General features: G+C 61.4%; 22 protein-coding genes and 1 tRNA gene. 12 read left to right on the top strand and 11 right to left on the bottom strand.

The features are described 5' to 3' along the window. Positions 1 to 10 precede the first annotated feature (10 nt). Positions 11 to 2,737: a type I restriction endonuclease subunit R gene (locus QKW60_RS01465; RefSeq protein WP_336619149.1), complete on the top strand. Its 2,727-nt coding sequence runs from the start codon at positions 11 to 13 to the stop codon at positions 2,735 to 2,737. A 339-nt stretch (positions 2,738 to 3,076) separates the two neighbouring features. Here QKW60_RS01465 and QKW60_RS01460 read toward each other — a convergent pair. Together QKW60_RS01460 and QKW60_RS01455 are read right to left on the bottom strand one after the other, a co-directional pair. Next, positions 3,077 to 3,152, bottom strand: a tRNA-Thr gene (locus QKW60_RS01460). A gap of 53 nt (positions 3,153 to 3,205) precedes the next feature. Then, on the bottom strand, positions 3,206 to 4,855 hold the full coding sequence (locus QKW60_RS01455) for an ABC transporter permease (protein ID WP_282365889.1): 1,650 nt from the start codon (positions 4,853 to 4,855) through the stop codon (positions 3,206 to 3,208). Between the two features lie 139 nt (positions 4,856 to 4,994). On the opposite strand from QKW60_RS01455, the gene QKW60_RS01450 reads away from it, so the two are divergent. Next, on the top strand, positions 4,995 to 5,870 hold the full coding sequence (locus QKW60_RS01450; RefSeq protein ID WP_282365887.1) for a hypothetical protein: 876 nt from the start codon (positions 4,995 to 4,997) through the stop codon (positions 5,868 to 5,870). Between the two features lie 76 nt (positions 5,871 to 5,946). Here the strand turns inward: QKW60_RS01450 and QKW60_RS01445 are convergent, their stop codons facing one another. Beyond that, positions 5,947 to 6,207 (bottom strand): DUF2312 domain-containing protein, encoded by a 261-nt coding sequence (locus QKW60_RS01445; RefSeq protein WP_282365886.1) that lies wholly within the window; start codon positions 6,205 to 6,207, stop codon positions 5,947 to 5,949. A 122-nt stretch (positions 6,208 to 6,329) separates the two neighbouring features. On the opposite strand from QKW60_RS01445, the gene QKW60_RS01440 reads away from it, so the two are divergent. Continuing rightward, positions 6,330 to 6,545, top strand: a complete 216-nt coding sequence (locus QKW60_RS01440; protein WP_282365885.1) for a hypothetical protein — start codon at positions 6,330 to 6,332, stop codon at positions 6,543 to 6,545. 2 nt (positions 6,546 to 6,547) lie between these two features. Here the strand turns inward: QKW60_RS01440 and QKW60_RS01435 are convergent, their stop codons facing one another. Both QKW60_RS01435 and QKW60_RS01430 read right to left on the bottom strand, forming a co-directional pair. Then, the gene (locus QKW60_RS01435) at positions 6,548 to 7,393 is read right to left on the bottom strand and encodes a fumarylacetoacetate hydrolase family protein (protein WP_282365884.1); all 846 of its coding nucleotides are present in this window, start codon (positions 7,391 to 7,393) and stop codon (positions 6,548 to 6,550) included. A gap of 73 nt (positions 7,394 to 7,466) precedes the next feature. Then, positions 7,467 to 7,925 (bottom strand): Lrp/AsnC family transcriptional regulator, encoded by a 459-nt coding sequence (locus QKW60_RS01430; RefSeq protein ID WP_282365882.1) that lies wholly within the window; start codon positions 7,923 to 7,925, stop codon positions 7,467 to 7,469. 235 nt (positions 7,926 to 8,160) lie between these two features. Here QKW60_RS01430 and QKW60_RS01425 point away from each other — a divergent pair, with 235 nt between their 5' ends. From QKW60_RS01425 to QKW60_RS01410, 4 genes are all read left to right on the top strand, one after another. Continuing rightward, a complete protein-coding gene (locus QKW60_RS01425) occupies positions 8,161 to 9,885 on the top strand; it encodes a tyrosinase family protein (protein WP_282365880.1) in 1,725 nt (574 codons plus the stop codon). 25 nt (positions 9,886 to 9,910) lie between these two features. Continuing rightward, positions 9,911 to 11,644 (top strand): hypothetical protein, encoded by a 1,734-nt coding sequence (locus tag QKW60_RS01420; protein WP_282365879.1) that lies wholly within the window; start codon positions 9,911 to 9,913, stop codon positions 11,642 to 11,644. 65 nt (positions 11,645 to 11,709) lie between these two features. Next, the gene (locus QKW60_RS01415; RefSeq protein ID WP_282365878.1) at positions 11,710 to 13,209 is read left to right on the top strand and encodes a hypothetical protein; all 1,500 of its coding nucleotides are present in this window, start codon (positions 11,710 to 11,712) and stop codon (positions 13,207 to 13,209) included. Continuing rightward, complete coding sequence (locus tag QKW60_RS01410) at positions 13,206 to 14,018, top strand: hypothetical protein (RefSeq protein ID WP_282365876.1); 813 nt, start codon at positions 13,206 to 13,208, stop codon at positions 14,016 to 14,018. Before QKW60_RS01415 ends, QKW60_RS01410 begins: the two co-directional genes overlap by 4 nt. Positions 14,019 to 14,067: 49 nt before the next feature. Here the strand turns inward: QKW60_RS01410 and QKW60_RS01405 are convergent, their stop codons facing one another. Further along, complete coding sequence (locus tag QKW60_RS01405; RefSeq protein WP_282365875.1) at positions 14,068 to 14,346, bottom strand: acylphosphatase; 279 nt, start codon at positions 14,344 to 14,346, stop codon at positions 14,068 to 14,070. Positions 14,347 to 14,422: 76 nt separating this feature from the next. On the opposite strand from QKW60_RS01405, the gene QKW60_RS01400 reads away from it, so the two are divergent. Next, the gene (locus QKW60_RS01400) at positions 14,423 to 15,430 is read left to right on the top strand and encodes a C-terminal binding protein (RefSeq protein ID WP_282365874.1); all 1,008 of its coding nucleotides are present in this window, start codon (positions 14,423 to 14,425) and stop codon (positions 15,428 to 15,430) included. A gap of 21 nt (positions 15,431 to 15,451) precedes the next feature. On the opposite strand, the gene QKW60_RS01395 is transcribed toward QKW60_RS01400, so the two are convergent. Then, the gene (locus QKW60_RS01395) at positions 15,452 to 16,669 is read right to left on the bottom strand and encodes an AGE family epimerase/isomerase (protein ID WP_282365872.1); all 1,218 of its coding nucleotides are present in this window, start codon (positions 16,667 to 16,669) and stop codon (positions 15,452 to 15,454) included. A gap of 37 nt (positions 16,670 to 16,706) precedes the next feature. Between QKW60_RS01395 and lepA the strand changes: the two genes are divergently transcribed. Next, positions 16,707 to 18,506, top strand: coding sequence for a translation elongation factor 4 (gene lepA, locus QKW60_RS01390; protein WP_282365870.1), 1,800 nt, complete (start codon positions 16,707 to 16,709; stop codon positions 18,504 to 18,506). Between the two features lie 114 nt (positions 18,507 to 18,620). On the opposite strand, the gene QKW60_RS01385 is transcribed toward lepA, so the two are convergent. After that, positions 18,621 to 19,622 carry a hypothetical protein gene (locus QKW60_RS01385; RefSeq protein ID WP_282365869.1) on the bottom strand — a complete coding sequence of 334 codons (1,002 nt, stop codon included), beginning with the start codon at positions 19,620 to 19,622 and terminating at the stop codon, positions 18,621 to 18,623. A gap of 567 nt (positions 19,623 to 20,189) precedes the next feature. Between QKW60_RS01385 and QKW60_RS01380 the strand changes: the two genes are divergently transcribed. Then, positions 20,190 to 20,519 (top strand): GYD domain-containing protein, encoded by a 330-nt coding sequence (locus tag QKW60_RS01380; protein WP_282365868.1) that lies wholly within the window; start codon positions 20,190 to 20,192, stop codon positions 20,517 to 20,519. Between the two features lie 93 nt (positions 20,520 to 20,612). Then, a complete protein-coding gene (locus QKW60_RS01375) occupies positions 20,613 to 20,966 on the top strand; it encodes a hypothetical protein (protein WP_282365867.1) in 354 nt (117 codons plus the stop codon). A gap of 824 nt (positions 20,967 to 21,790) precedes the next feature. Here QKW60_RS01375 and moaA read toward each other — a convergent pair. Beyond that, entirely contained in the window at positions 21,791 to 22,792 is a 1,002-nt protein-coding gene (gene moaA, locus QKW60_RS01370; protein ID WP_282365866.1) for a GTP 3',8-cyclase MoaA, read from the bottom strand. A gap of 121 nt (positions 22,793 to 22,913) precedes the next feature. On the opposite strand from moaA, the gene QKW60_RS01365 reads away from it, so the two are divergent. Next, entirely contained in the window at positions 22,914 to 24,521 is a 1,608-nt protein-coding gene (locus tag QKW60_RS01365) for an AMP-binding protein (RefSeq protein WP_419762635.1), read from the top strand. 25 nt (positions 24,522 to 24,546) lie between these two features. On the opposite strand, the gene QKW60_RS01360 is transcribed toward QKW60_RS01365, so the two are convergent. Together QKW60_RS01360 and QKW60_RS01355 are read right to left on the bottom strand one after the other, a co-directional pair. Next, a complete protein-coding gene (locus tag QKW60_RS01360) occupies positions 24,547 to 25,221 on the bottom strand; it encodes a DNA alkylation repair protein (protein ID WP_282365865.1) in 675 nt (224 codons plus the stop codon). Continuing rightward, entirely contained in the window at positions 25,218 to 25,760 is a 543-nt protein-coding gene (locus QKW60_RS01355; RefSeq protein ID WP_282365864.1) for a pyridoxamine 5'-phosphate oxidase family protein, read from the bottom strand. The genes QKW60_RS01360 and QKW60_RS01355 overlap by 4 nt, the downstream gene beginning before the upstream one ends.

The following is a 25,760-nucleotide window of genomic DNA, read 5'->3' as shown; positions in this document are numbered from 1 at the left end:
CCGCTGAGACATAATCAAGGGTGGGTCAAATCTCGGTGAAAATACCGGGTCACTTCTCAGCGGAAACCAACAGAAGAATGCGGCGAGCGAGAATGCGACCGTCGAGGCGGCGTTCGATCAGTTGCAAACCTACAAGGCGCAGGTTCCATCACTATTTCGAACTAACGGCGTGATGCTGGTTTCAGATGGCCTGACGGCACGGGTTGGGTCCCTCACAGCCGATCAGGAACGGTTCATGCCGTGGCGTTCGGTGACAGGCGAGCATGGCGATTTCACACCGAGTGGGCCGCACGAACTCGACACGCTTCTGCGCGGGATATTCGATCAAACGCACCTCTTGTCGCTGATCCGCGACTTCACCGTGTTCGCGGACAAAGGCGATGGCCCGTTCAAGATCGTCGCCGGGTATCACCAGTTCTTCGGCGCGCGAAAAGCCCTCAAGAGCGCGATTGCTGCGTCGTCAACTGAAGGAGATCGGCGCATCGGCGTGATATGGCATACGCAGGGGTCTGGTAAGAGCCTTTTGATGTCATTTTTCAGTGGCCTTCTGGTGCGCTCGGAGGAACTGGAAAACCCCACGCTGCTAGTACTGACCGACCGGAACGACCTCGACGACCAACTCTTCACGACCTTCGGGATGTGTAAAGACTTGATCCGCCAGACGCCGGAACAGGCCGAGAGCCGGGACGAATTGCGGCGACTTCTTCAACGTTCGAGCGGTGGGGTCGTCTTTACAACAATGCAGAAGTTCAGCCCCGAGCGCGGCGAAGAACGATTCCCTGTACTGACCGACCGCAGCAACTTGATTGTCATCGCTGATGAGGCGCACCGAAGCCAATACGGCTTCGACGCCAAGCTCGACCAGACAACGGGTGTTCGGCGCTACGGATACGCGCACTACGTCCGCCAAGCACTGCCGAATGCGTCGTTTATCGGCTTTACGGGGACGCCCATTGACGGAGCGGATAAGAGCACTCGTGCAGTCTTTGGCAAAGACATTGACGTCTACGACATCACCCGGGCGGTGGAAGACGGTGCGACGGTGCCGATATACTACGAAAGCCGGTTGGCGCGTATTGAACTCGACGAAGATCAAAAGCCGCTCATCGATGCCGAGATCGAACAAATCCTCGAAGACACCACCCTCACGGAACAGGAAAAGGCTAAGGCCAAATGGGCGAGCGTTGAGGCGCTTGTCGGAGCTGACAAGCGGATGCATCAGGTTGCATCAGACATGGTCAAACACTTGGAGGCACGCCTTGAAGGGATGAGCGGCAAGGCGATGGCGGTTTGCATGAGCCGAAGGATTTGCGTGTCACTGTACAAGCATATCGTCGAACTCCGGCCCGACTGGCACTCGGATGATGACACTAAAGGTGCCGTCAAGATCGTGATGACAGGGTCGGCTTCCGATCCGCTCGACTGGCAGCCTCATATCCGTAACAAGAAGGGCCGCGATGACCTTGCCAAACGCGCCCGCGACCCAGACGACCCGCTGAAGCTCGTGATCGTCCGCGACATGTGGCTGACAGGCTTCGACGCACCCTGCATGCACACGATGTACGTCGACAAGCCGATGCGCGGGCACAACCTCATGCAGGCCATTGCTCGAGTGAACAGGGTTTTCCGCGATAAGCCGGGCGGGCTGGTGGTTGACTACATCGGCATTTTCCAGAACTTGAAGAAAGCTCTGGCCGAGTATTCGGAGTCAGACCAAGACCGAACAGGTATCGATGAGGAACAGACGGTCGCAGTCTTGGCCGAAAAGCTCGACGTTGTCCGTGGAATGTTTCATGGGCACGATTATTCGTGGGGTGTATCAGGCGAGCCTGCTGAGCGGTTGCTTGCGCTAGCAGACGCGATGGACTGGGTTTTCAAGAAGCAACATGAAGCAGCCGCGCGCGTCGACGGCGAAGAAGCGAAGGGGAAGGAGCGTCAGAGGTTTCAGTTGGCCGTAGTTGAACTTGGAAAAGCCTTCGCCTTGGCATCTGCAAGTGAATTTGCGCGTGGTGTAAAGGAAGAAATCGGCTTCTTCCAAGCGGTGCGCTCGGCGATTGTGAAGTCGTCACCCATCGCCAAGTTAAGTGCGAGATCGAAGCAGTTTGCAGTCGAACAGCTTATTGACGCATCGGTTGCGAACGCTGAAATCGTCGACATTCTTGCGGCAGCTGGCCTGAATTCGCCGGACATTTCTATTTTGTCAGGTGAGTTCCTTTTGGAAATGCAGAACATGGAGCGCAAGAACCTAGCCTTGGATGCGTTGCAGAAGCTGCTTAACGGGGAGATCAAGAGCCGGGCGAAACGAAATGTTGTCCAGAGCAAAGCGTTTTCGGAGCGTCTGGAAGAGGCTGTTGCGAGATACCATTCGAACGCGATCTCGACGGTAGAAATGATCCAAGAACTGATCGATCTCGCGAAGGACATCAAAGCAGCGGCCGACCGTGGCGTGGAAGAAGGATTGTCAGACGACGAATTAGCTTTCTACGACGCTCTTGCCCAAAATGAGAGCGCGGTCGAAGTGATGGGCAACGAACAGCTTCGTATTATCGCTCACGAACTGTTGGAATGCATGAAGTCGAACGTGACCGTGGACTGGCACAAAAAGGAAAGCGCCCGTGCGAAAATGCGCATCTTGGTGCGGCGCATCCTAAAGAAGTTCGGCTATCCACCTGATCTCGCGAAGGAAGCTGTTCGCACTGTAATCGCGCAAGCCGAGGCTGTATTGTCCGAAAAGTAAAGTAGCTCATCTACAGACAGGAGTTAGGAAGCGGGCGAATAGTTCTGAAGGTCGTGGCATAGGACGGCTGTGCGAGACAGTCTGAATGACGTCCGTTGCAACTGGGTGCAATGAGTTTCCCCGAATGCGGATGGCTGCGTGCCGCTGTAATAACGTGTCTTGGAGTGTCAAAGAGGTCTGCGGTGCAGGGGGCCAGAAGTCCTGCGGTCGCGGGTAGGCAAGCACACTGCGTCAAACAAGCTCGCTCGCTACCGATCCTTTAAGGGTGGTTTTGCAGGTGGATAGACTCACGATGAATTCTCTTAACTAACTGTAAATTATGTAAAAAATAGAATAAATTGGTGCCCCCAGACGGACTTGAACCGCCGACCCTCTGATTACAAATCAGATGCTCTACCAGCTGAGCTATAGGGGCACTGATCCGCACATAGACCGGCCCGCGCCTATGCGCAAGCCCGGCGCCGTTTGTCAGCGGCGCGCGGCGCCGAGACTGGTCCGCGCCAGAAACGCGACGGCAACAAGACCCACGAGGATGACAAGAAGTGCCGGTGGGGCGGCCTCGCCGATATTTTCTAGGCTGGCCTTCTCATGGGCACGGGTCGCGAGCGTGTCATAGTTGAACGGGCGCAGGAGCAACGTCGCGGGCAGTTCCTTAACGCAGTCGACGAAGACGAGCAGGAGCGCGGTTCCCACCGACCCCTTCATCAGCGGCAGGTAAACCTCGCGCAGCGTTCCTCCGGCCGTGCGGCCCAGCGACCGCGCAGCCATCGGCAATGACGGCGAAACGCGGCCAAAGGCCGCGTCGGTTGCACCCTGGGCGATGGCGAAGAAGCGCACGAAATAGGCCATAACGATGGCGGCGGCCGAGCCGGTCAGGATCAGGCCCGGATCGCGCCCGGTCAACCACAGAACTGCGTCTGCGACCCGGTGGTCGAAAGCCGCGACCGGGATCAGGATGCCCACGGCCAGCACCGCGCCGGGGGCGGCATAGCCGATCGTGGTGGCCGGCAGGATCAGTTTCGGCAATTGCCGCCCGGTCTGTCTCACGCCGTAGACCATGAAGAGCGCCCCGGCGACGGTCAGCACCGATGCCGTGCCCCCAACGGTCAGCGTGTTCAGAAACGCCCGGCCCAGGCCGGAACTCACCCAGGTTTCAGGCCGGTCGAGGGCATGGCTTGCGATCACGGCGACGGGCAGAAGGAAACCCGCGAAGACCGGCAGGGCGCAAAGCGCTGTCGCGATCCAGCCCGGTGCGCCGCTTAGCGCAACCTTGGTGATCGGGCGGGGTTGGCGCGCGGAATGGTAGTAGCGCGAATTGCGTCGGCTCACCTTCTCCAGCGCAACAAGGGCGAGGATCACTGCAAGGATGACGCAGGCGATCTGCGCCGCCCCCCCGGCATTGCCGGTTTCCAGCCAGACCGTGAAGATACCCGTTGTCAGGGTCTGAACGGCGAAGAAGTCGACGACGCCGAAATCGTTCACGGTTTCCATCATCACGATGGCGGCGCCTGCGGCGATGGCGGGCCGGGCGAGCGGCAGGCCCACGCGCCGGAAAAGCCCGAATGGCCCGGCACCGAGGGCGCGGGCAACCTCGTAGCTGCCGGCCGATTGTTCGCGAAACGCCGCGCGGGCCAGCATGTAGACATAGGGATAAAGTGCCGCCGCCAGCACGATCACAGCGGCCCAGCGGGACCGGACCTGCGGGAACCAGTAATCGCGCGCCGAGGTCCAGCCCATCGTCTCCCGCAATGCAACTTGAAGCGGGCCGGAGTAATCGAGGAAATCGACAAGCGCGTAGGCCCCGATATAGGCCGGGATCGCGAGCGGCAGCAGCAACAGCCATTCCAGAATGCCTGCCAACGGAAACCGGTACATCGTGATCAGCCACGCAGCCCCGGCGCCGATCGCGGCCGCCAGGGCACCGGTGCCAAGCGTCATCAAGACGGTGTTGGCGGCGTAACGCGGCAGGGTTGTTGCGATAAGGTGCGGCCAGATGTTCTCGGTCGGCGCGAAGGCCAGAACCAGAACCGACAGAATGGGCAGGATCACGAGGGCGGCAATCGCAAGCGCGCCGACCGACCAGATGCCGCTTCCATCCCGACGCGCCACGCCGTGCATCCCCGTCCGCCCCAGAGCTTGACTATTTCTATCGGTCATGGGCAAGCGGTTACAGGAAAGCGGTTTTACTGTCCAGAAAGCCCGTATAGGGTCGCGTCAACCGAAGGCGGCGAAGGTCTGGACCGGGCAAGCGGGCGACATGGAGATCGTGTATCATATTGGCGCGCACGGCACCGATGACGGATGGATCGTTCGCGCGCTCCTGAAGAACCGGGGGACGCTGGAAGCGATGGGTGTCGCCGTGCCTGCGCCCAAGCTTTATCGTCAAGTGCTGCCCAAGGTCGCGAAAAGCCTGAAATCCGGGCAGGTCGTCGATGATGCTCAGCATGTCCTTCTGGACGCGGTTCTTGACGTCGAGAATGCGCAGCGCGTGATCTTCAGCCACGATTCCCTTGTGTGCTTTCCGGCCAATGTCATATCGGAACACGGTTTCTATTCGATGGCCCCGCAACGGATCGAGGCCTATTCCAACCTCTTCCCGGCGGCGACGAAGGAATTCTATCTGGCGCTTGTCAACCCGGCCACGCTGATCCCGTCGCTGATCGATCTTCCCGCAGGAGGTACCTATGAGCGGATCATGGGCCAGACCAGACCGACCGAGATCCGCTGGTCGTCCACAATCCGGCGCATACTCGCCTACCATCCCGACGTGAACCTGACCGTCTGGTGCCACGAGGATGTGCCGCTGATCTGGCCCGAGATTTTGCGGGCTCTGGCCGGGCTCGGCGCCGAGGATGCGTTGGAGGGCGATTTCGACGTGCTGACCGCCCTCATGACGGAAGAGGGGATGACCAAGTTCAAGGCCTATCTGGAGGCGCATCCGCCCCGGACACTGGCGCAGCGACGGCGCATAACAACCGCGTTTTTGGAAAAATACGCCAAACCTGAAGAACTGGAAGCCGAGCTTGATCTGCCGGGATGGACCGAAGAACTGTTGAGGCAGGTCACTTCCAACTACGAAGACGACTGCGCCGAGATCGCCACGATGGCGGGTGTGACCTTCATTCAGCCCTGATCCGGACAGCGTGCGAACCCGATCGGTGCGTCACGCCAGAATGACGTGACGCCGGGGGTGAATTCTCCGTCCCGGATCAGGCCATGCCGAGCGCGGCCTTGTACATTTCCAGAACCGCCTCTTCTTCGGCCAGATCGTCCTTGTCGCGTTTGCGCATGGCGATGACCTTGCGCATGACCTTGGTGTCGTAACCGCGCCCCTTGGCCTCGGCCATCACCTCTTTCTGTTGGTCGGCGATGTCCTTTTTCTCGGCCTCCAGATGCTCATAGCGTTCGATGAACTGCCTGAGTTCGTCGGCGGCGACATTGTAGGTGGCATCGGATACGGGCTGGTTCATGACGTCATCTCCTGAAACGGGCTGGCGCCCTGACTAGTCGGTCGGGCGCGGTGCTTCAAGGCCCGGCCTTGCCCTTCTGGCGGCTTCACGCTAGGGCGGGGCAATTACATGGGGGACGCGACATGGACTGGCTGATCTGGGTTGGCGCTGTCGTCACGCTGGCGGGGCTTGCGCTGCTTGTCTGGATCATCTTCGGCATCAACCGGGCACGTAAGGCGGGCCTGCCGGATGCCGATCTGCGCGCGAAGCTGCAAAAGGCCGTGGCGCTTAATCTCGGCGCGATGCTTCTGTCCGGGCTCGGCTTGATGATGGTCGTTCTGGGGATCGTCCTCGGCTGACCTCAGGCGTCCTGTCGCACCACCTGCCGCTGACGGCCAAGCCGGTCGATTTCCAGTTCCATCACGTCGCCCGGTTTCAGGAATAGCGGCGGTTTCATTCCCATGCCGACGCCGGGCGGCGTCCCGGTGCTGATGATATCGCCCGGATGCAGCGTGAAGAGCTGCGACAGATGCGCGATGATTTCGGCCACAGTGAAGATCATCGTGGCGGTGCTGCCGGTCTGGCGGCGGGTGCCGTTCACATCAAGCCGCATGGTCAGTGCCTGCGGGTCCGGCACCTCGTCTCGTGTCACCAGCCATGGGCCGGTCGGGCCGAACGTGTCGCAGCTTTTGCCCTTGGTCCACTGACCGCTGAGCCGGGTCTGGAACTGCCTCTCGCTGACATCGTTGACGATGCAATAGCCTGCGACATGGTCGAGTGCGGTTTCCTTGGTGACGTATTTGGCTGCGTTGCCGATCACCACGCCGAGTTCGATCTCCCAATCGGTTTCGGTGGAACCGCGCGGAAGGATCACATCGTCATTCGGCCCGACGATGGCAGAGTTGGCCTTCATGAACAGGATCGGGTTTTCCGGGATCTTCATGCCTGCCTCAGCGGCATGGTCGGAGTAGTTGAGCCCGATACAGAGCATCTTGCCGATCGCACCGACACAGGGGCCCAGACGTGGGTTTCCCGCGACCTGTGGAAGGCTGGCCGGGTCGAGCCCACAAAGCGCCGCCAGCCCCGCATCCGACAGGGTTGCACTGGCAATATCTGGCACATGGTGCGACAGGTCCCGCAAGGTGCCTTCTGCGTCAATCAGCCCCGGCTTTTCCACACCGGGAGCCCCATAACGGACGAGTTTCATGAAGTCCCCCTTTAACTGCCACGCGCTGGATCGTTGCCCAGAACGCTGATGCCTGCAACCCGTTGCGTGCCGTTCAGAGCGGCAGCGCGGCGGTGTCCCTGAGCGTGCGGACGACCAGTGAAGAGGTGTAACTCTGGATTCGAATATCCTCGTAAGTGTCGAGAAAACTGTAGATATAATCGGTGTACTCGGCCGCGGTGCGGAATTTCGCGATCATCACGAAATCGAACTCTCCGGTCACAAGATAGCAGGTGACGATTGCCGGTTCGCGTTCCAACCGCTGCATCAGGCGGCGGTCCACATCCGGTCCGTCCTGGGCGAGCTTGATTAGGAATATGCCGGTGACTGGAAATCCCAGAATATTCGCGTCGAGTACGGCCCGTCGGCCCTTGATCGCACCCTTTGCCTCCAGCGCCTTGATCCGGCGATGGCAGCTTGCCACCGAGAGGTTCACCTGTTCGCTGATCGCCTCCAATGAGAGCGAACAATCTTCCTGAAGCAATTTCAGAATCGAAATATCGACGTCGTGCAAGTTTTTTTCCCCAACAGCATTTTTGGTGAAAACCAACTATCAGTCTCGGGCGAAAATAGATACGGTTTTTCGCCTCAGACGGGTACATCTGGAAGAGGAATTTTACCTCAAGGCAGAATGCCTGATGATTGCATCGCAACCCATATGGACAGACGACATTAGTTGTTATTTCACAGCCCCTTACTGGCTGCCCGCCGAAGATCGCGCAGATATTGCCAAGGGCTGGCGCGGCTGCATGAAAGGCTATCTGATTGACCTTGGCGACTATGCGTCTGTCCGCGAATGGTCGGTGACGATCTACAATCACCTTGCGTCGCGCTCGATGCCGCTGACGGACGATGTGCGGCAGTTCTGGCCCTTCGATGCGCTTGAAACTTTCCGGCTGTGGGTCAATCAGGGCTGGCGCAGGGTGTCCTCCGATCCGATCGACAAGGCCGACCGTATCCCCAAACCGCCGGCCCCGCCTTCCGAGCCCTATATCCGGCGCGATCTGGCCGCGATGCGTCCTGATGAGATCGACGATTTCCGCGCGCGGCTTGACGACATCATGCAGGTCGGCGATCCGTCCACGTCCTCGCCCTGGCAGAAATGGGCCTATATCCATACCAACTGGTGCCTGCACTATCAGGAGGCCTTTGCCTTCTGGCATCGCGGATACCTGATGTATCTTGAGACGCTTCTTGGCTGCCCGATCCCTTACTGGGACTGGATGGCGAAGGATGCGAGCATTGATGGCAGCCCGTCGGCGGGACTGCCGCAATGCTTTCTGGATGAGACCTATGTGCATCCCGGCACCGGTGAGACCCGGCCAAATCCTTTGCGCTACGCGGCGGCCAAGGACGGGCAGTCGAAGATTTGCGCCATCGGCAGGATGTCGGGTCCCGACTGCACCTATGTCCAGCGCGATCCGCTGTTTTACACCAGGGGTGACGATCACCGGGCCGAGCGGGCGAAGCTCTTCGCGATGGCGGAGATTTTCCAGCAGCAGGTGGTCGATGCGCTGAAATTCCCGACTTTCAGCGTACCGCAGGGATCGCCCGGCTTTCCATGGGCCAATATTCCCGCCTTCCATCCGCCGCAGCCGGATGACCTTTACCCCTACCGCGACCAGAATTTCGACGGCGCCTATGAGCAGCCGCATGACAATTACCACGGCTGGATCGGCGCCGACATGGCCGACAATGCCTATACCGCCTTCGACCCGATCTTCATCTGCTACCACGCCAATATCGACCGGATGCTGGAGGTCTGGCTCCGCGCCCATCCGGTGGCGCAATACACCGCTGGCGTGGCGCTCAGGCCCTTTACCGGCCCGGTGGCGGCAGAGATCAATGAAGCGACTCCCGACCTGTGGCGCTTTACGACGCTGGGCGATCTGGCGCAGGACAGCCGACATCTGGGCTACGACTATGGCCCGCCTGTCGCGCCGCAGTTCACGGGGCGCGCGCCGGTGGCTGGGTCCGGCGCGAGGACGGGGCAGGCGATGAGTGGTGGGCCTGCCCCGTCCGCCAGCGCCCCGTCCGCCAGCGCCCCGTCCGCCAGCGCCCCGTCCGCCAGCGCCCGGGGTGCTGCATGGGTCATCTTCGACGGCGTGCGCTGCACCCATGACAGCTACGCGATCGATGTCTTCCTGGGTGGCAAGGCGGGAGAGGCGCGGGCCGACAATCCCGCCTATGTCGGCCGTTTCAGCCGCATCGGCATGGGCATCGCGGACGACAAGGGTCGCTGCATCCGACATGGCGTCCCGCGCATGCTGGACGCCTCCCGCGCGACAGCGGCGCTGGGACTGTCCGCCGGAGAGGAGCCGGGGCTCTGCCTCCGGGTCAGCCATCTGCATACCGGACATGAATTGAGTGACGACGAGTATCGGGCTTTGCCCGGATTTACCCCTGTTTTCCACTGGGGGGACCTGCGTTTCGCCCCCGTCGACCGGTCGTTACAGCGGCCCTGCTGCCACTGACGTCCCAGACCGAAAGGATTTCCGAATGTCGAGCTTCACCTGTTTCACGACGCCGGCCCATCAGGGGCCGAAGGACTATCAGCAACTGGGCCTGCCTGCCGCCGATCTCGCCGCGTTCCAGAAGGGCTGGAGCGATAATGTCGCCGGCTGGACCGAGATGTCGATCATCGGCAATCCCTGGTCGAACCTGAACGACGCGCCGCGCGACAACTATTACAATCCGCTGACTGCCGGCATGGGTACCGCGACCGCCGCCGTGGTAGAATGGACGCCGTTTCCCAACCGGCTCATTCAGTTCCTGACCAATCCCGGCATCACCAATGGCGGCCAGTTGACCGCCCCGCTGACCATGGACGAGGTGCAGGCGCTCGCCGATACCGGGCAGATCGCGAAGAACGGCACGACCTTCGTGCTCTACGACCCGCAACCGGGGCAGGTCCTGCTGAAAATCCCGGCCGAGCGCTGCCCGAGTATCAACTGGACCGGCAAATACACCGATTTCTCGCCCCCGGGTCCGCGCGGCTGGCAGGATGAGTATTGTGAATGGTCGATCCTGCGGAATGCGGCCGGAAAGATGCAGTCGATTGCCTTCACCTGCGAAAACCCTGCCTATTACCTGACGATGTGGCGGCAGAACCCCAAGGCGGTTCTCGGCATCTACAAGGCCTATATCGACCCGACAGTGCAGCTTGAGGACCTTTACCTGCGCTACGAATACGATCAGCCGACGGGCAAGAAGGGCGATCCTGTCATCGACCCGACGACGGGCAACCCGGCCTATGACCCGACCAACAAGTGGAACCGTGGCCCAAGCCGTGTGATCGGGTCCTTTGGTGGCGCCATGCACCTCACCTCACCCCCGAACACGCTTTCGGCCGAGGTCTATCTTGCTGCCGCAGCGACGATACAACGGTCGGCTTCGGTCAATACCAATCCCCAGACGCTGATCTGCTGCGCGCAATACGGCCAGAACTTCCGTAACTCCGATCCAAATATCGGGTTCGCCGCCAATCAGGCGTCGCGCAAGTCGAAACTTACCCTGACCGATCCGGTCGGCCTTTACATCCAGCAGCCGCAAAGCTTCGCAGGTTGGCAGGGCCCGAATGGCGAGGATATCTCGGGCTATTGGCAGATCACCCGCGGCACCGCCGGGACCGGGCCGAACGGCTCTGATCAGATTCTGCATGTCACCTTCGACATTCCCGACAGCGCGGGGTTTTCGATCGAGGATTGCACCATCTACGGCATTCCGATCAGCCATGTCGGCGTGATCCTGAACCAGATGAAGATCGCACTTGCTGTCACGCCGAACGGGGACGCGCCCGACCTCACGGCGCTGGCCTGCGTCGCCGACCGGAAGACGGGGCTTCAGCCATGGCCGGTACAGCTTCTGCCCGAAAGCCTGTTTTATGGCGAATCCCCGTCGGACCTGCCCGCGCTTCTGGTGCCGGGAACGACCAACCGATTTGTGCTGGTCGTGCAGGGGGCAGATGAAAACACGACGCCCGCATCGGCACGGGTCGAGTTTTCAGACCCGAATGTCACCTGCGTGGTGGAGCAGTTTCTCAAGAATGCATCGGCCGTACCGGGGCAGACCAATGGCGGCGGCACACAAGGGTATGTGATGAGTGTAACGGTTGCAAAAGGGGCGGCGCCCGGTCCGGTCAAGGTCCGGGCGCTGAACCCCGGTGAAGGGCAGAACCCTACGCCTGCCGAACATCCCTGGGAAGCCGGGCTGGCCCTCATCCCGTCAGCCTGAGCGACAGGGCGGCCCCGAAACCGCCAGGGCCGCCCTGTTATTTCATCTCCGCACAGGGGTATTTCATGCAAATCCATTCTCATCTCTGCATCTTGGTCATCAGCCTGTTCCTCGCCACCGGCGCCGCTCAGGCGCAGTCCTGCAGCGGCCAGCTCATCACCGATCCGACCTCGTCAAAGTTCCTGACGGGGGATACGCCGTTCACCGCAACCCAGGCCGATATGAACTGCTATTCCTGGCAGATGTTCCTGTCGCTCAACTGGCCGGTCGATCCCGGCTGGCCCGCAACGCCCGCCAAGGCGGGTGAACCTGACCGCAGCGCGACCATCGCCGATTTCGGCCTGCCGGGGCAGGGTGGGCAGGCGATGGAAGGGGCCACGGTCTGGCAAAGCTTCATGGCCGCGCCCGAGGTCTTCAAACCCGGGGCCGCAACGCCGACGGATTGGGGCGTCGTGCCTCCCCCGCCCTCGACCTGCACCTCTGCCAATAGCACGCTCGGCAGGGGCGGGACGGGCAGGGTGCTGACCGCCACCTCGAAATCCGCGACGCATCCGGTACACCGATTCAACCTTGGGACCGGGACGCTTTCGACCGTTTCGGACGAAATACTCGAAGCCACGGGCGGTTGGCTGACCGATCAATCGGGCAACCTCGTTTTCTTCGAACGCCTGATGGGCAAGGCGGAATACGACTATATCGTCGGCAAGAAGCTCTATGACGCTGCCAATCAAATGGCCGTCGCCACCAATGCCGATGGCTCCACGCCCGAGGGCCTGTCGCTGCCCAAGGGGCTGCCCGCCGGGACGAGCGTGCAGGGCCAGGATCAACTCGGCGCCTTCGAACTCAAGGCCGCCTGGCGCAACCTTGGAACGAATACAGCACTTTACGACCGATACCTGACCTCGGCCGCCTATCTGGTCGCGCCGGACGGCAGCTGCAGCGAAACGGTCGTGGGGCTGGTGGGGCTGCATATCATCCACAAGACTGCCTCGATGCCGAATTTCATCTGGTCGACCTTTGAACAGGTGGACAACGTACCCGGCAACGGTACGCCGCCCGCGGGTTACAGCTTCAACAATCCGCAAAGCAGCGACACGCCGAACGTGATGCCGAAATGCGGCCAGACCTGCGACTATTCCAAACCCATTCAGGTGACGCGGCAGGTGCCGATCTCCACCGGTCTCGATACGACTAACAGCGAGGTTCAGAAGCTCTTCGCGACCAGTAGCCGCGGCCAATCGGTCTTCCAGTACTACCAACTCGTCAACGTCCTCTGGGACGGTGCCGCGGCACCGCCGTCGCCTGAACCGGGGGCGAATGCCGTCGTGCCGCTGAACTACGGCACCTTCCAGTCCGAAGCCAATGCGCCAGTCGCCAATACGACGATGGAGACCTACGCCCAGCTTTTCACGCCCGGCCTCGGCCCTTCCTGCAATGCCTGCCACCAGAGCGCGACCATTGCGGGCAGCACGACGCTCGCCTCTGACTTCTCATTCCTCTTCGGCACGGCGTCGAGCAGCCAGCCCGTGACCGGTGTAGCCATTTCCAAGGAGTTTTCCGAATGAGCCGATCCATATCCTACGCCCTCGCGCTGGCCCTCGTGATCCTCCTCCTTATCGGCCTCGCCATCCCATCCCGCGCGCATGGGCCCGGCCCGGATGCGGCCGATCAACCCGGCCTACACGGCATGTTCATGGTGGGTGAGGACAGCCTATTTCTGCTCCACATGCCGATGTTCACGATGGAAAAGCACATGTATCAGGTCGTGCTGCGCGCGAGCCTGCCCGAAGAGCAGATGGCGGAATACCGCAAGCTGCGCGCGGCAAATCCCGGCACGGCCTATAACCTGATCAATGTCGCGGACGACCAGTTCACCCTGCCCGAGATCAAGGCGGGCGAAGTGCGGCAGTTCAAAGCGACGATCTATGACGGCTATTCCAATGCGGGCGGCGGTACGCCCGGGGCGGTCCTGTGGGACAATGTGCCGGTCACGATCGAGGATGTTGTGATCTTCCGTCACTTCAACTTCTCGATCGAACGCCCTGAAAACCTGAATTATATCATCTTCGGGCAGGGCCATGAGGCGCATCTGACGCACTACATCGCCCGTGATCCGTCCTTTCAGCACATCGTGACGCTGCCCGCCGCGCCCAACTGGCTTTCAGCGGCGGAACTGGTGGCAGGGGTGGTGGTTGAATTCCCCGATTTGCCCTCCGAACCGCTGAACTGCTCAGAACCGCTTTCAGCCACGACGCATCCGATCAATTTCGAGGGGCGGACGGACAAGCCCGAAACGCTCGACCTGAGCGCCGCGCAGACGGTCTGGTATTCGACCGGCAACCTTCTGAACGCCAAGGACCCCTGTCCGGAGTGACGGCGTCAGAACAGCCGGTGCCGCCTCTCTCCGGGCGGCACCGGCCCCTTCAACCGACAATGTCGAAGCCCGCGGGCACCGTGGCCGGATCGGCCTCTTCCCGCCAGACATCGGTCACCCGCGCAGCCCCGGGTCCTTCACCCATCGCCATGACCATCGCATCTACGGCGGCCTCAGGCCCCGCGATCAGCGCCAGAACCGAGCCATCGCCGCGATTGCGGACCCAACCCCTCAGGCCGAGCGCCACGGCCTGAGACCGCGTCCATGCGCGGTAGGCCACACCCTGCACCCGGCCCGTGACCCTGACAGAACAGGCAACCTCGCGCATTGCGTCCTCCGCTATGGCTGGTCCGATCGCCCCATGATAGCACGGTCAGGCCATAACCGAAGACGGGGCAGGGGCCATGAAGATCGTCCGCACCGATGCTGAACTGCAAACGCCGTTTCTTGACGCCGAATTGCGCAAACGGGGTGACCTTGTCCTCTTGCCCGACGGCGCGTCCGAGGCCGATCTCATTGCGGCGGTGGCCGACGCTGACCTTCTGCTCATGTGCTATACACCGGTGACGGCGCGGGTAATCGCCGCCGCGCCGCGCCTGAAGGGGATCGTCAAATACGGTGTCGGCATCGACGCGATCGATATCCCGGCGGCCATCGCGCGCGCCATTCCGGTCGTCAATATCCCCGAATATGCCGAGGAAACCGTGGCCGAGGGTGCGTTCACCCTGATGATCGCGCTGGCGAAGAACCTGATCCCCCTTGACCGGCAGATGCGGGCCGAGGGCTGGGCCTGGCCCACCGCCCGGTGGATGGGCTCGGATATCGCGGGAAAGACCGTAGGCATCGTCGGGCTGGGCAGGATCGGTCGCAGCTTTGCCCGCATGGCGGGTCAGGGCTTTCGCGCCCGGGTCATCTCCTACACGCCGGGTATGTCGGCCGAGGAGATGGCGGCGCTGGGCATCGAAAAGATCGACGACCTGCACGACCTGCTGCGGCAAAGCGATGTCGTCTCGCTCCACTGCACGCTGAATGCTTCGACCCGCCACATCATCGGGGCCGCCGAACTCGCCGCGATGAAGCCGACCGCCTTCCTCATCAACTCCTCGCGCGGCGCGCTGGTTGATGAGTCGGCTTTGGTCGCCGCCCTGACCGGAGGCCGGATCGCAGGCGCCGGGCTTGATGTCTTTTCCGCCGAACCGCTCAGTCTCTCCGGCCATCTCATGAGCCCGCTTTTCGCGCTTCCCAACGTCCTGATGCTGCCGCACCTCACCTTCTACACCACCGAAGCGATGGAACGTCTCGAACGCGAAACCCTCGAACGCTGCGACGAGGCGCTGGGGGGACGCCCGGTTCTGGTGAAGTCGCAGGACCCGAGGCTTCGCGCACAGAAAAGCGGTGTGCGGTTCGACTGAATATCTCCGGCGTCCCGCCGCCTATTCCGGTACGCGCAGCGCCGGCATGTGCCGCGATAACCCCGGCGTCATCGCATAAAGCGTGGCCTGCAGGCTGTGGTAAATGTCAGGTTTACCCCTGAACAGGCGCGCAGCGGGGCGGTTGTCCACTCCAAGCTCCGGGAACCAGCCGCCATGCTTTTCATCGATCAGATGTGTCGCGGCAAAGGACCACAGCCGTTCGTACCAGACCGTGTCATCGTCGCGCGCCTCCAGCTTCAACAGCGCTGCCAGTGCGCCGAGGCCCTCGGTGACCGGCCACCAGAACCGTTCGTCCCGGCCCACGCGCCCATCGTGGCCGATTGTGTATACAAGACCGCCCCGATCGTTGTCCCAGCCATCCGCGAGGGCCCGTCCGACCAGCGCGCGGGCCGTCGCCGGTCCGCTGTCGCCCGTCCGTCCCGAAAGATCCCAGAGCTGCAGGACGAGGCGCGCCCATTCCAGCGCATGGCCCGGCGTCGTTCCGGGCGGGCGAAAGACCGGATCGCCCGCATAGGCAGGATCGACCTGCCAGTTTGCGTCATAGTGTTCCGGCACCCGCCAGTCGTTTTCTTCGGCCCGCGCCAGAAAGAACCCGGTGATCCGCTGCGCACGCTCAAGAAACGCCGTCTCGTCCGTCGCCTCGTGGGCGGCCATCAGGGCCTCGACCCCGTGCATATTGGCATTCATGCCGCGATAGGTGGAAAAGGGCGTCCAGTCGCGATTGAATTCATCGGCGAACCGGCCCGGCCCGTCTTCCCAGAACTGCCGGTCCAGTACCTCGCGGATATCCTCCATCAGCCGCGCGGCATCGGGATGCCCGGCCTCCAGCGCGCTCGCCGCCGCCAGAAGGACGAAGACATGCCCGTAAGCCAGCTTGCGCCCGTCCGCGACGCGGTCGCCCTCCACAGCCCAGACATAGCCGCCGTGGAGAGGATCGCGGTGGCGTGTCCACAGCTCGTCCATCCCCCGGTCGATGATCTCCTCGGCGCCGGGCACACCCATCGCCTGTCCCAGCGCGTAGGAATGAACAAGCCGCGTGACCGTGTGAAGTTCCTGCACAGGTTCGGGCAGGGGGCGGCCGTCGTAATCCAGCAGGCAAAGCCCGCGCCCCGGCGCGAGGCTCGCCCGGAAGAAAGCGAACTGCCGCTCCGCCTCCGCCCGCAGCCAGCGCCGGTGCGCAGCGCCGCCAAACACGCCTCCCGCCACGTACTCCCCCATTGACCGCCCCCGAAATCCCGCGCATATCCGGCCAATCATGACCGAGCTCGCACAGATCCGCAATTTCTCCATCGTGGCGCATATCGACCACGGTAAATCCACGCTTGCCGACCGGCTGATCCAGCTGACGGGCACTGTCGCCGAACGCGACATGAAGGCCCAGATGCTCGACAGCATGGATATCGAACGCGAGCGCGGCATCACCATCAAGGCGCAGACCGTCCGCATCGAATACCCCGCTAAGGATGGCAAGAAATACATCCTGAACCTCATCGACACGCCGGGTCATGTCGACTTCGGCTATGAGGTCTCGCGGTCGATGCGCGCGGTCGAAGGCTCGCTCCTCGTCGTCGACGCCACCCAAGGCGTCGAGGCGCAGACGCTCGCCAACGTCTATCAGGCCATCGACGCCGACCATGAAATCGTGCCGGTCCTCAACAAGATCGACCTGCCCGCCGCCGAACCCGGTCAGGTCAAGGCGCAGATCGAGGACGTGATCGGCATCGACGCCTCCGAAGCCATCCCGATCAGCGCCAAGACCGGCCTCGGCATTCCCGACGTCTTGGAGGCCATCGTCACCAGACTGCCCGCGCCGAAGGGCGACGCCAGCGCGCCCCTGAAGGCGATGCTGGTCGACTCGTGGTACGACCCCTACTTGGGCGTCGTCGTCATGATCCGCGTGATGGACGGCATGATCCGCAAGGGCGACCGCATCAAGATGATGCAGACCGGCGCCATCTACGGCGTCGACAAGCTCGCCGTCCTGAAGCCCAAGATGACCGACATCGCGGAACTTGGCCCCGGCGAAATCGGCGTCTTCACCGCCTCGATCAAGCAGGTCCGCGACACCCGCGTCGGCGACACGATCACGCATGAAAAGAAGCCCTGCGACAAGGCGCTGCCGGGCTTCAAACCCTCGATCCCCGTCGTCTTCTGCGGCCTCTTCCCGGTCGATGCCAACGACTTCGAGGCGCTGCGCGATGCCATCGAGAAACTCGCCCTCAACGACGCCTCCTTCACCTATGAGATGGAGACCTCCGCCGCCCTCGGCTTCGGCTTCCGCTGCGGCTTCCTCGGCCTGCTGCACCTTGAGGTGATCCGCGACCGGCTCGAACGCGAATATGACCTCGACCTGATCACCACCGCGCCCTCGGTGGTCTTCAGGCTCCACATGAAGGACGGCGAGGTGCGTGAGCTGCACAACCCCGCCGACATGCCCGACCTGACCTATGTCGACCATATCGAGGAGCCGCGCATCAAGGCGACGATCATGGTCCCCGACGACTATCTCGGCGACGTGCTGAAACTCTGCCAGGACCGGCGCGGCATCCAGATGGACCTGACCTATGCCGGCTCCCGCGCCATGGTCGTCTATGACCTGCCGCTGGCCGAGGTCGTCTTCGACTTCTACGACCGGCTGAAATCGGTGACAAAGGGCTATGCCAGCTTCGATTACCAGATGATGGGCTACCGCGAGGATAACCTCGTGAAGATGTCGATCCTGGTGAATGACGAACCCGTGGACGCGCTTTCGATCATGGTCCACCGCGACCGGGCAGAGGCCCGTGGCCGCGTGATGTGCGAAAAGCTGAAGGAACTGATCCCGCGCCACATGTTCAAGATCCCGGTTCAGGCCGCGATCGGCGGCCGCGTGATCGCACGCGAGACCATCGCCGCCATGCGCAAGGACGTGACCGCCAAATGCTACGGCGGCGACGTAACGCGGAAGAAGAAGCTTCTGGAGAAGCAGAAGGCCGGCAAGAAGAAGATGCGCCAGTTCGGCAAGGTGGAGATTCCGCAGTCGGCGTTTATCAGCGCTCTAAAGATGGACAGCTAACTGTCCATCTTTAGAGCTAGTAGGCGAAGGCGATTGGCGAAGCCAAACGCGTGCCCTCCCGGTGGGATGAGGCGCATTGGATAGGCCAACGATATACGAGCAGTAAGCAATTCTTCAAAAAAAGCTGTGTACGGATGGTACAATTTCGGCAGCCCATGTGCCAACAACTATTTCGAAGATCACCAACGCAAACCCAACCGCAGATTTTACGAGAGTTCGGGTGTTGGATTTTGCTAGCTTTGATTGGTGGTTCCGATCCCCTTTCGTTAATGTAATATTGTTCGGAAGGGAATATTTGTCGATATGACGCTCGGTAAATTCACCGGTAACTTTACCTATATAGGAAAACACTACTACACAAAGAGCTGCCCGAATTATCCATTGCTCCGTGGAGAGGCGCGATATGTCTAAAATCGTGTATATTGATGTTATATTCGCGGCCGCCAAGACCCCTGATACTATACCTACAACGAACGCGACTTCCGCGATCAGACTGGAACGTCGCTGTAGACCCGTAATCCACTTGTGTTCGCGTCGTTCTAGCGCCCGCTCCCATTGTTCTACTGTGCTAATTAGATTCTTCCCCAATATGTAGTTGTTGTAACTAACGGTCATTGCAATCGGTGATGGTGGAGTAGGGAATTCGCCCATTGGACCTATGGAAATTGGGCCTAATACAAACCCGCGCGAACCCGGCATGTTTTGAATTGAAACTTGCACTACATATCGTTCGGGTGTTTCACCCTTATTGCGTATTACATCATGCGTAACCTCAACCTGAATCGAATTTGTTCGACCGGATTGTGATGTATCGAAGCTCTCAAAATCATTCCATGTCCGAAAGTCATGGCGTTCATTCTGGGAGAGAAATAGACTCACCGTTGCCGATTGTGCTATGACCGTGCAAGAGTGAAATTCTTGTGTAATTTTTTCAATTAGTTGACGGATGTCGTCGACCGATATTTGATAATTATCTCTAAATAATCTAGTTGCACTCTGACTTTTCTCATTTAATTTATTAATAATTCCCCTTAGAGATTCTGTAGGCAATGACTGAAGGTCAACAGAATGACCGCTATCTCCCGGTGCAATAATTTGCTGCTTATTTTCAGACATAATATTATCCTGTTTGTGTATTCAATTGGGTATTTAGCATGCTAGGAAGATACTAAACAAGTGGGCATCGTGGAGACCGGAGTTGGTTCAGTGGTGTAAGAAAATCGCGGAGTGCGCAATGGATTTTTGCCCACTACCCATCCCCGCCCGATTTGTCCCGCGACAAATCGGGCCGCGCCTGCCACCCGGCCCGCCCGACGCGGGCGGGCGTTCGGCGGGGAAACCGTCCACTGGACGGTTTCTGATCCCGCCTCACCCTCCGGCTTGCGCCTCCGGCCAATCGGACCGGGTGACGTGCCACTGGCACGTCCCCTGACCGGTCCCCGCGCGCCCGAACGTACGGACACGCCGTAGGCCGGGGTTCACCCCGGCACTTGCCTTGGCGGCACGCAACATCCCCCGGAATGGCGGGGTGAACCCCGCCCTACGCTCGGGCCTGACCCTAACGTAAACTTCACCCCGGACTCACCCCCGGTTTCGTGCTACACTCCGGCCCGGGTGGGTTCCTTGGGATCGGCCCGCATTCTCGCGGGCCGGGGAAAGTGTGCCTGCCCGGGAGGGACGACAATGGCACAGTATATCGTTACCGGTAATTACACCCAGGCCGCGATGAAGGGCATGATCGCCAACCCGAGCGACCGGGAAAAGGCCGTGGGCGCGATGATCGCCACCGCCGGGGGCAAGCTCGAAAGCTTCTTCGTCACCACGGGCGACACTGATTTCATCGCCCGTGTCAGCACCGATGACCTGACCTCGATGCTCGCGGCCCTCATGGCGGTCGGCGCCTCGGGTGCGGTCACCAATCTCAAGACCGTGCAGTGCTTCACCTCGGCCGAATTCATGGACGCGCAGAGGAAGGCGGCCGCCATCGCCGCGAAGTTCAGCGCACCGAACTGACACGCGGGCAGGAAGGGCGCGGATGATCCGCGCCCCGATCCGGCACCGCGATACGCGCCCGGTGCCGGCATTCAGAACAGGAAGGGACAGGACATGACACCAGACCAACGCAACTATCTCTCGATGGAGCGCTCGACCCATTATTTCGGGATCATGCGCACGACGATCTTCACCTTCGCGGGGCTAGCCGCGCTCATCCATCTGGGGCCCGACGGCTATTCCGCGCCGCTTCTGATGCTGGTGATCGCGACGACCGCCTACGGGGTGCTGGCGGGGGGCACGTCGCTGGACGATCTCATCGCGCTGCGCGACGACATGGATGACGAGATGAAGGCGACGCATTATGGCAGGGGCCTCGCCGCCCGGAACATCCCGATGCTGAAGAACATCTCGGCGGGTCTTCTGGGCCTCATCGGTCTGGCCGAGGTGCTGGCCATCCTCATCTGACGTTTGGCGGGGCGGGGGTGACCCGCCCCGGCCCGGTTTCCATGGCGACCGGACCCGTCGGGCGGGCAGCCCGACGGGTGCCATACGCTTGCCATACGTTTTGCCGACGCTTTGCAGACCGGTATTTTTGGCCCGAACGCAGCGATTTCGCCCCGGGCGAGCTTTCAAAGGTAAACCGCCCGAACGCAAGGCTTTTCCGACTTGCCCACAGGAAATCCACAAGGAATATCAGTGGTTTATCCCCAAGAAATTTGCGCGATGCGCAATTTTTAGGTTGCGCGACTCGGGGGTGGCGGGCCACCCTCAATCCATCGCAAGGGTCTTCGGACCGGAGCGGTTCGCAAAGGCCTCCGCGGCCACGACGATCGGGAAACGGAACATGTGTCCGGGTGCTGGTTGGAACGGTGGCGGAACGCCGGGAGGGCACTGGAAGATCTTCGGATTTGAAGGGGTTACCCTCGGGGTCTCGGGTTCTGAGCGGGGGCGGGATGTCTTCGGATGTTCAGCCCGTGAACCGGGAATGCCGCAAGGCGGACCCGGCTCAGGAAGGCGTCAGGCCCGTGTCGCAAGGCACGATGCGAAGACCGCGTCTGAGCACCTGGCGCCTTCTCTGATTCTTAATCCGAAAATGATAGTGTTAACGAACCGGGGCCCGACTGCGTTCCGCAACCGAGCCCCGTCAGCGTCAAGCTGATGCATTACCGCGTCTATGCACCTGTGTGCGCACCAATAGAGGAAGTCCCCGCCGGGATCAACCATATCTCGTGGTGGTGCCGAGAATTTCGTCCAGATGTGTCGGTGACGACAACATCTTGGGGTGTTCGTCAGCCGCCGGTATGGCTCATGTGGCGGGACATCTGTCCTTTGACCGACTGGCGCGAATAGTCGAAATCGTGCCCTTTGGGCTTGCGCGAAATCGCTGCCCGGATCGCCTGTTCCAGAAGGGTATCCTCAGGCGAGGCACGCAGCGGCGCCCTGAGATCGGCATTGTCCTCCTGCCCGAGGCACATGAAGAGTTCCCCCGTACAGGTCACCCGCACCCGGTTGCAGCTTTCGCAGAAATTATGGGTCAGCGGCGTGATGAAGCCCACCTTCTGCCCCGTCTCCTCGATCCGCACATACCGCGCGGGGCCGCCGCTGCGTTCGGCCAGATCCGTCAGGGTGAAGCGCTCCGCCAACCGCGCGCGCAGGTCCTTCAGCGGCCAGTATTGATCGAGCCGCATCTCCTCGCCCATCTCGCCCATGGGCATCACCTCGATGAAGGTCAGGTCGTGGTCTTCACTGGCGCACCAGTCGAGAAGCGGGAACAGCTCCTCCTCATTGAAGCCCTTCAAGGCGACAGTGTTGATCTTGACCCTCAGCCCGGATTTCCGTGCTGCCTCAATGCCTTCCAGAACCTGCGGCAGCCGTCCCCAGCGGGTGATCGCCTGGAACTTCGCCGCGTCCAGCGTGTCGAGCGAGACATTGACCCGGCGGATGCCGATGGCGGCAAGCTCGCCTGCGAAACGCGCTAACTGCGAGCCGTTGGTCGTCAGCGTCAGTTCTTTCAATGCGCCGGTATCCAGATGCCGCGCGATCGTCTTGAAGAACGTCATGATATCGCGCCGCACAAGGGGCTCCCCCCCGGTGATGCGCAGCTTTTCGACGCCGAGCCGGATGAAGGTGGAGCAGAGCCGGTCCAGTTCCTCCAGCGTCAGCAGGTCCTTTTTCGGCAGGAACTGCATATGTTCGGCCATGCAATAGGTGCAGCGGAAATCGCAGCGATCCGTCACCGAGACGCGCAGATAGGAAATCGGCCGGGCAAAGGGGTCGATGAGCTTGATCATCCATCAAAACTATGCCTGCGATCGGGGCGCGGCAAGGGGAAAGCATGAGATTGAACGGAGGGATGCGTGGGACTATCGTCACAGGCATGACCACCGCTGCCACACCCGTTGGATGTCGCCCGTGAAGCGTACCCTTCTCGATGCCGGGCAGAGTTATGATGCACTTCGCGCCGGGTTTTGCTGGCGCATCCCGACGGATTTCTCCATTTCCGAGGCCTGTTGCGACAGTTGGGCACGGACGGAGCCCGACCGGCTGGCGCTGATTGACCTGTCAGCGGACGGCTCTCTCCGGCACTGGCGATACGGCGAACTGGCGGCGGCGTCGAACAGGCTGGCCAATGCCTTTGCGGCAAGGGGGCTGAGACGCGGCGATACGGTCGCGGTGCTCTTGCCGCAAGGGCCAGAGGTGCTGATCACGCATTTCGCAGCGATGAAACTTGGCGCGATTGTGCTGCCGCTCTTCACGCTTTTCGGGTTGGATGCGCTGGCCTACCGATTGGCCGACGCCCGGGCGCGTGTGGTGGTGACGAACGGTGCGAGCCTTGAAAAGCTAGCTGAAATCCGGGGTGGGCTGACGGATCTACGGGAGATCTATTGCATTGAACCTTCGGCGGAACGCGACTTCTGGGGGGAGATCGAATGCGCTTCCGACCGGCTTGCGCCTGTCCCCGTTGGTGCAGACGAACCGGCGGTGCTGATCTACACCTCTGGCACCACCGGCGCGCCGAAGGGGGTGGTGCATGCCCATCGTTTCCTACTTGGCCATCTGCCCAATATCGAACTCAGCCAGGGCTTTTTCCCGAAGCCCGGAGCGGTTGGCTGGACGCCTGCCGACTGGGCCTGGATCGGCGGGCTGATGGATATGGCAATGCCCTGCCTGTATTACGGTGTGCCCCTGATCAGCAGGCGGATGCGCAAGTTCGATCCGGATGAGGCCTTCGGGATCATGCGGCATCATCGGGTTACGAACCTTTTCCTGCCTCCAACGGCGCTGAAACTGATGCGGGGCGCGTCTGTGCCCGGCGGACTATGCCTGCGGGCGGTGTCGTCGGGCGGCGAGAGCCTCGGGGCGGAAATGCTGGAGTGGGGGCGGTCGGCGTTGAATGCGCCAATCAATGAGATTTACGGACAAACCGAATGCAATCTCGTTGTCTGTTCCGCCGAGGGGCTCTTCCCGACTCGACCCGGGACGATGGGCCGGGCGGTGCCGGGGGCGGAGGTCGCGGTGCTCGATGCCGAGGGACGGGCGGCCGCGGATGGCGAGATCGGAGAGATCGCGATCCGGCGCGGGCATCCGGTCATGTTTCTGGAATATCTGGGAAAACCCGAGGCGACGGCGGCGAAGTTTACGGGCGAATGGCTCAGGACCGGCGACCTCGGCATCCGCGACGAAGAGGGCTATTTCACCTATGTGGCGCGGGATGACGACATCATCTCATCGGCCGGGTACAGGATCGGCCCGTCCGAGATCGAGAACTGCCTGACCGGCCATCCGGACGTGGTGATGGCCGCCTGTGTGGGGGTGCCGGATGCGATGCGGGGCGAGGTCGTGAAGGCCTTCGTCGTTCTGCGCGAGCGTGCGGACTGGGAAGGTCTGGAAGCCGCGCTGATCCAGCGGGTAAAGGACCGGGTCAGCCCGCATGTTGCACCCCGTTGGGTGGAACGGCGTGAAAGCCTGCCGATGACCGCGACGGGCAAGATCATGCGGCGGGAGTTGCGCGATGCGTAAGAGGTAGGGGCAGGGCGAACGCGGATCAGAGGTACTTCCCAGCTTCCTTGCGCGCAAAGGCTTTCAGACGGAAGCCGTGCTCGGCGAGGAAGGCGCGTGAACGGTCGGGGTCGTGTTTCGACAGGTCGCGCAGCCACCAGGCGATGGCCTTTTGGATGAACCAGTCGCGGTCGTCTGCGTAAGATGCGGCCCAGCCGAGGACGCGGTCGCGGATCGCGAGGTCATGTTCGGTCGGGTGGTTCTGCTTTGTCCAGGGCAGGGTGATGACCAAGGCGGCGCGACGGGTCCACATGTGGTCCGACCGGGTCCAGACTTCGACCTCGTCAATTCGGGCAGGTTCGGCGACAAGGCGGCGCTGCCCTGCATCGCAGGCGTGGTCTGCGATGGCCCAGCTGTCGAACTCCGGAACCCATGAGGCGATGAGGTGCCACACGGGCTCATCCTCCTTGATCCGGGCCTGTGTCAGGGTCTTCGCCGCGATAATGCGGGCTTCGAAGATATCGGTTTGCCAGAGCTGCTCGGCGAGTGCCACACGCTCGGGAATGGTCAGAATTTGGCGCCACTCCTTCGCCAGATCGTTGAGGTAAGGGTTCGGAATGCCCAGAACCTCGCGTTTCTGCTTGTGATAGGCGGCCATGCCTTCGGCCCGGCCGGGTTCAGCTCCGGCTCGCAGCGCAGTGATGGCATCGGCCAAGGTCAATCCGGAATACCAGTTGGAAAGCCGTCCAGCGTTTGGCGGTTCGTTTCGGCCCAATACTCACGGATGCCTTGCGGCCCTTTTTTCTCAGACCATTCGTCGGCATCGGGACGCTCGCCTTCGTAGGTCATGCGCGGAACGCCAAACCCGCAGGAGGTCTGGACGAGATCGATGGACAGGTCGAAGATCTGACGGGCGGCGATATCCGGTGGAAAGAGCGCGTTCAAGTCTGACCAGTCGTCGTCCCCCGGATGCAGCGCCGTAGCCGTTCCATAGGCGCGCAGGATCAGGGGCTTTTCATCGAACGAACACCACATGAGCGTCATGCGCGGCGAAAGCAGGATGTGACCCGCGGATTCGTTGCCCGAGCCAGTGGAGTTCCGCCAGATTATGCGGCGAGAATCCATGACCCGAAGTGAGTCTGTGCCCTTGGGTGACGTATTCACCCGGCCGGTTGGCGCGGCTGTGGCCACGAAGAACAGATGCTGAGCTTCAATGAATGTGCGATGCGACTGCGCTAGACGATCGAACTTCTTTGCCAT

Source organism: Albidovulum aestuarii (genome assembly GCF_029961185.1).
Lineage (GTDB): Bacteria > Pseudomonadota > Alphaproteobacteria > Rhodobacterales > Rhodobacteraceae > Albidovulum > Albidovulum aestuarii.
This window is presented reverse-complemented; position numbering and strand designations above follow the sequence as displayed.

Coding starts and splice junctions, on each gene's coding strand:
- QKW60_RS01435 (WP_282365884.1), bottom strand. CDS start 7,393: ATGAAACTCGTCCGTTATGGGGCTCCCGGTGTGGAAAAGCCGGGGCTG.
- QKW60_RS01445 (WP_282365886.1), bottom strand. CDS start 6,207: ATGAACCAGCCCGTATCCGATGCCACCTACAATGTCGCCGCCGACGAA.
- QKW60_RS01405 (WP_282365875.1), bottom strand. CDS start 14,346: ATGCGCGAGGTTGCCTGTTCTGTCAGGGTCACGGGCCGGGTGCAGGGT.
- QKW60_RS01355 (WP_282365864.1), bottom strand. CDS start 25,760: ATGGCAAAGAAGTTCGATCGTCTAGCGCAGTCGCATCGCACATTCATT.
- QKW60_RS01400 (WP_282365874.1), top strand. CDS start 14,423: ATGAAGATCGTCCGCACCGATGCTGAACTGCAAACGCCGTTTCTTGAC.
- QKW60_RS01455 (WP_282365889.1), bottom strand. CDS start 4,855: ATGCACGGCGTGGCGCGTCGGGATGGAAGCGGCATCTGGTCGGTCGGC.
- QKW60_RS01380 (WP_282365868.1), top strand. CDS start 20,190: ATGGCACAGTATATCGTTACCGGTAATTACACCCAGGCCGCGATGAAG.
- QKW60_RS01425 (WP_282365880.1), top strand. CDS start 8,161: ATGAAAGGCTATCTGATTGACCTTGGCGACTATGCGTCTGTCCGCGAA.
- QKW60_RS01410 (WP_282365876.1), top strand. CDS start 13,206: ATGAGCCGATCCATATCCTACGCCCTCGCGCTGGCCCTCGTGATCCTC.
- QKW60_RS01415 (WP_282365878.1), top strand. CDS start 11,710: ATGCAAATCCATTCTCATCTCTGCATCTTGGTCATCAGCCTGTTCCTC.
- QKW60_RS01440 (WP_282365885.1), top strand. CDS start 6,330: ATGGACTGGCTGATCTGGGTTGGCGCTGTCGTCACGCTGGCGGGGCTT.
- moaA (WP_282365866.1), bottom strand. CDS start 22,792: ATGATCAAGCTCATCGACCCCTTTGCCCGGCCGATTTCCTATCTGCGC.
- QKW60_RS01450 (WP_282365887.1), top strand. CDS start 4,995: ATGGAGATCGTGTATCATATTGGCGCGCACGGCACCGATGACGGATGG.
- QKW60_RS01375 (WP_282365867.1), top strand. CDS start 20,613: ATGACACCAGACCAACGCAACTATCTCTCGATGGAGCGCTCGACCCAT.
- QKW60_RS01395 (WP_282365872.1), bottom strand. CDS start 16,669: ATGGGGGAGTACGTGGCGGGAGGCGTGTTTGGCGGCGCTGCGCACCGG.
- lepA (WP_282365870.1), top strand. CDS start 16,707: ATGACCGAGCTCGCACAGATCCGCAATTTCTCCATCGTGGCGCATATC.
- QKW60_RS01420 (WP_282365879.1), top strand. CDS start 9,911: ATGTCGAGCTTCACCTGTTTCACGACGCCGGCCCATCAGGGGCCGAAG.
- QKW60_RS01385 (WP_282365869.1), bottom strand. CDS start 19,622: ATGTCTGAAAATAAGCAGCAAATTATTGCACCGGGAGATAGCGGTCAT.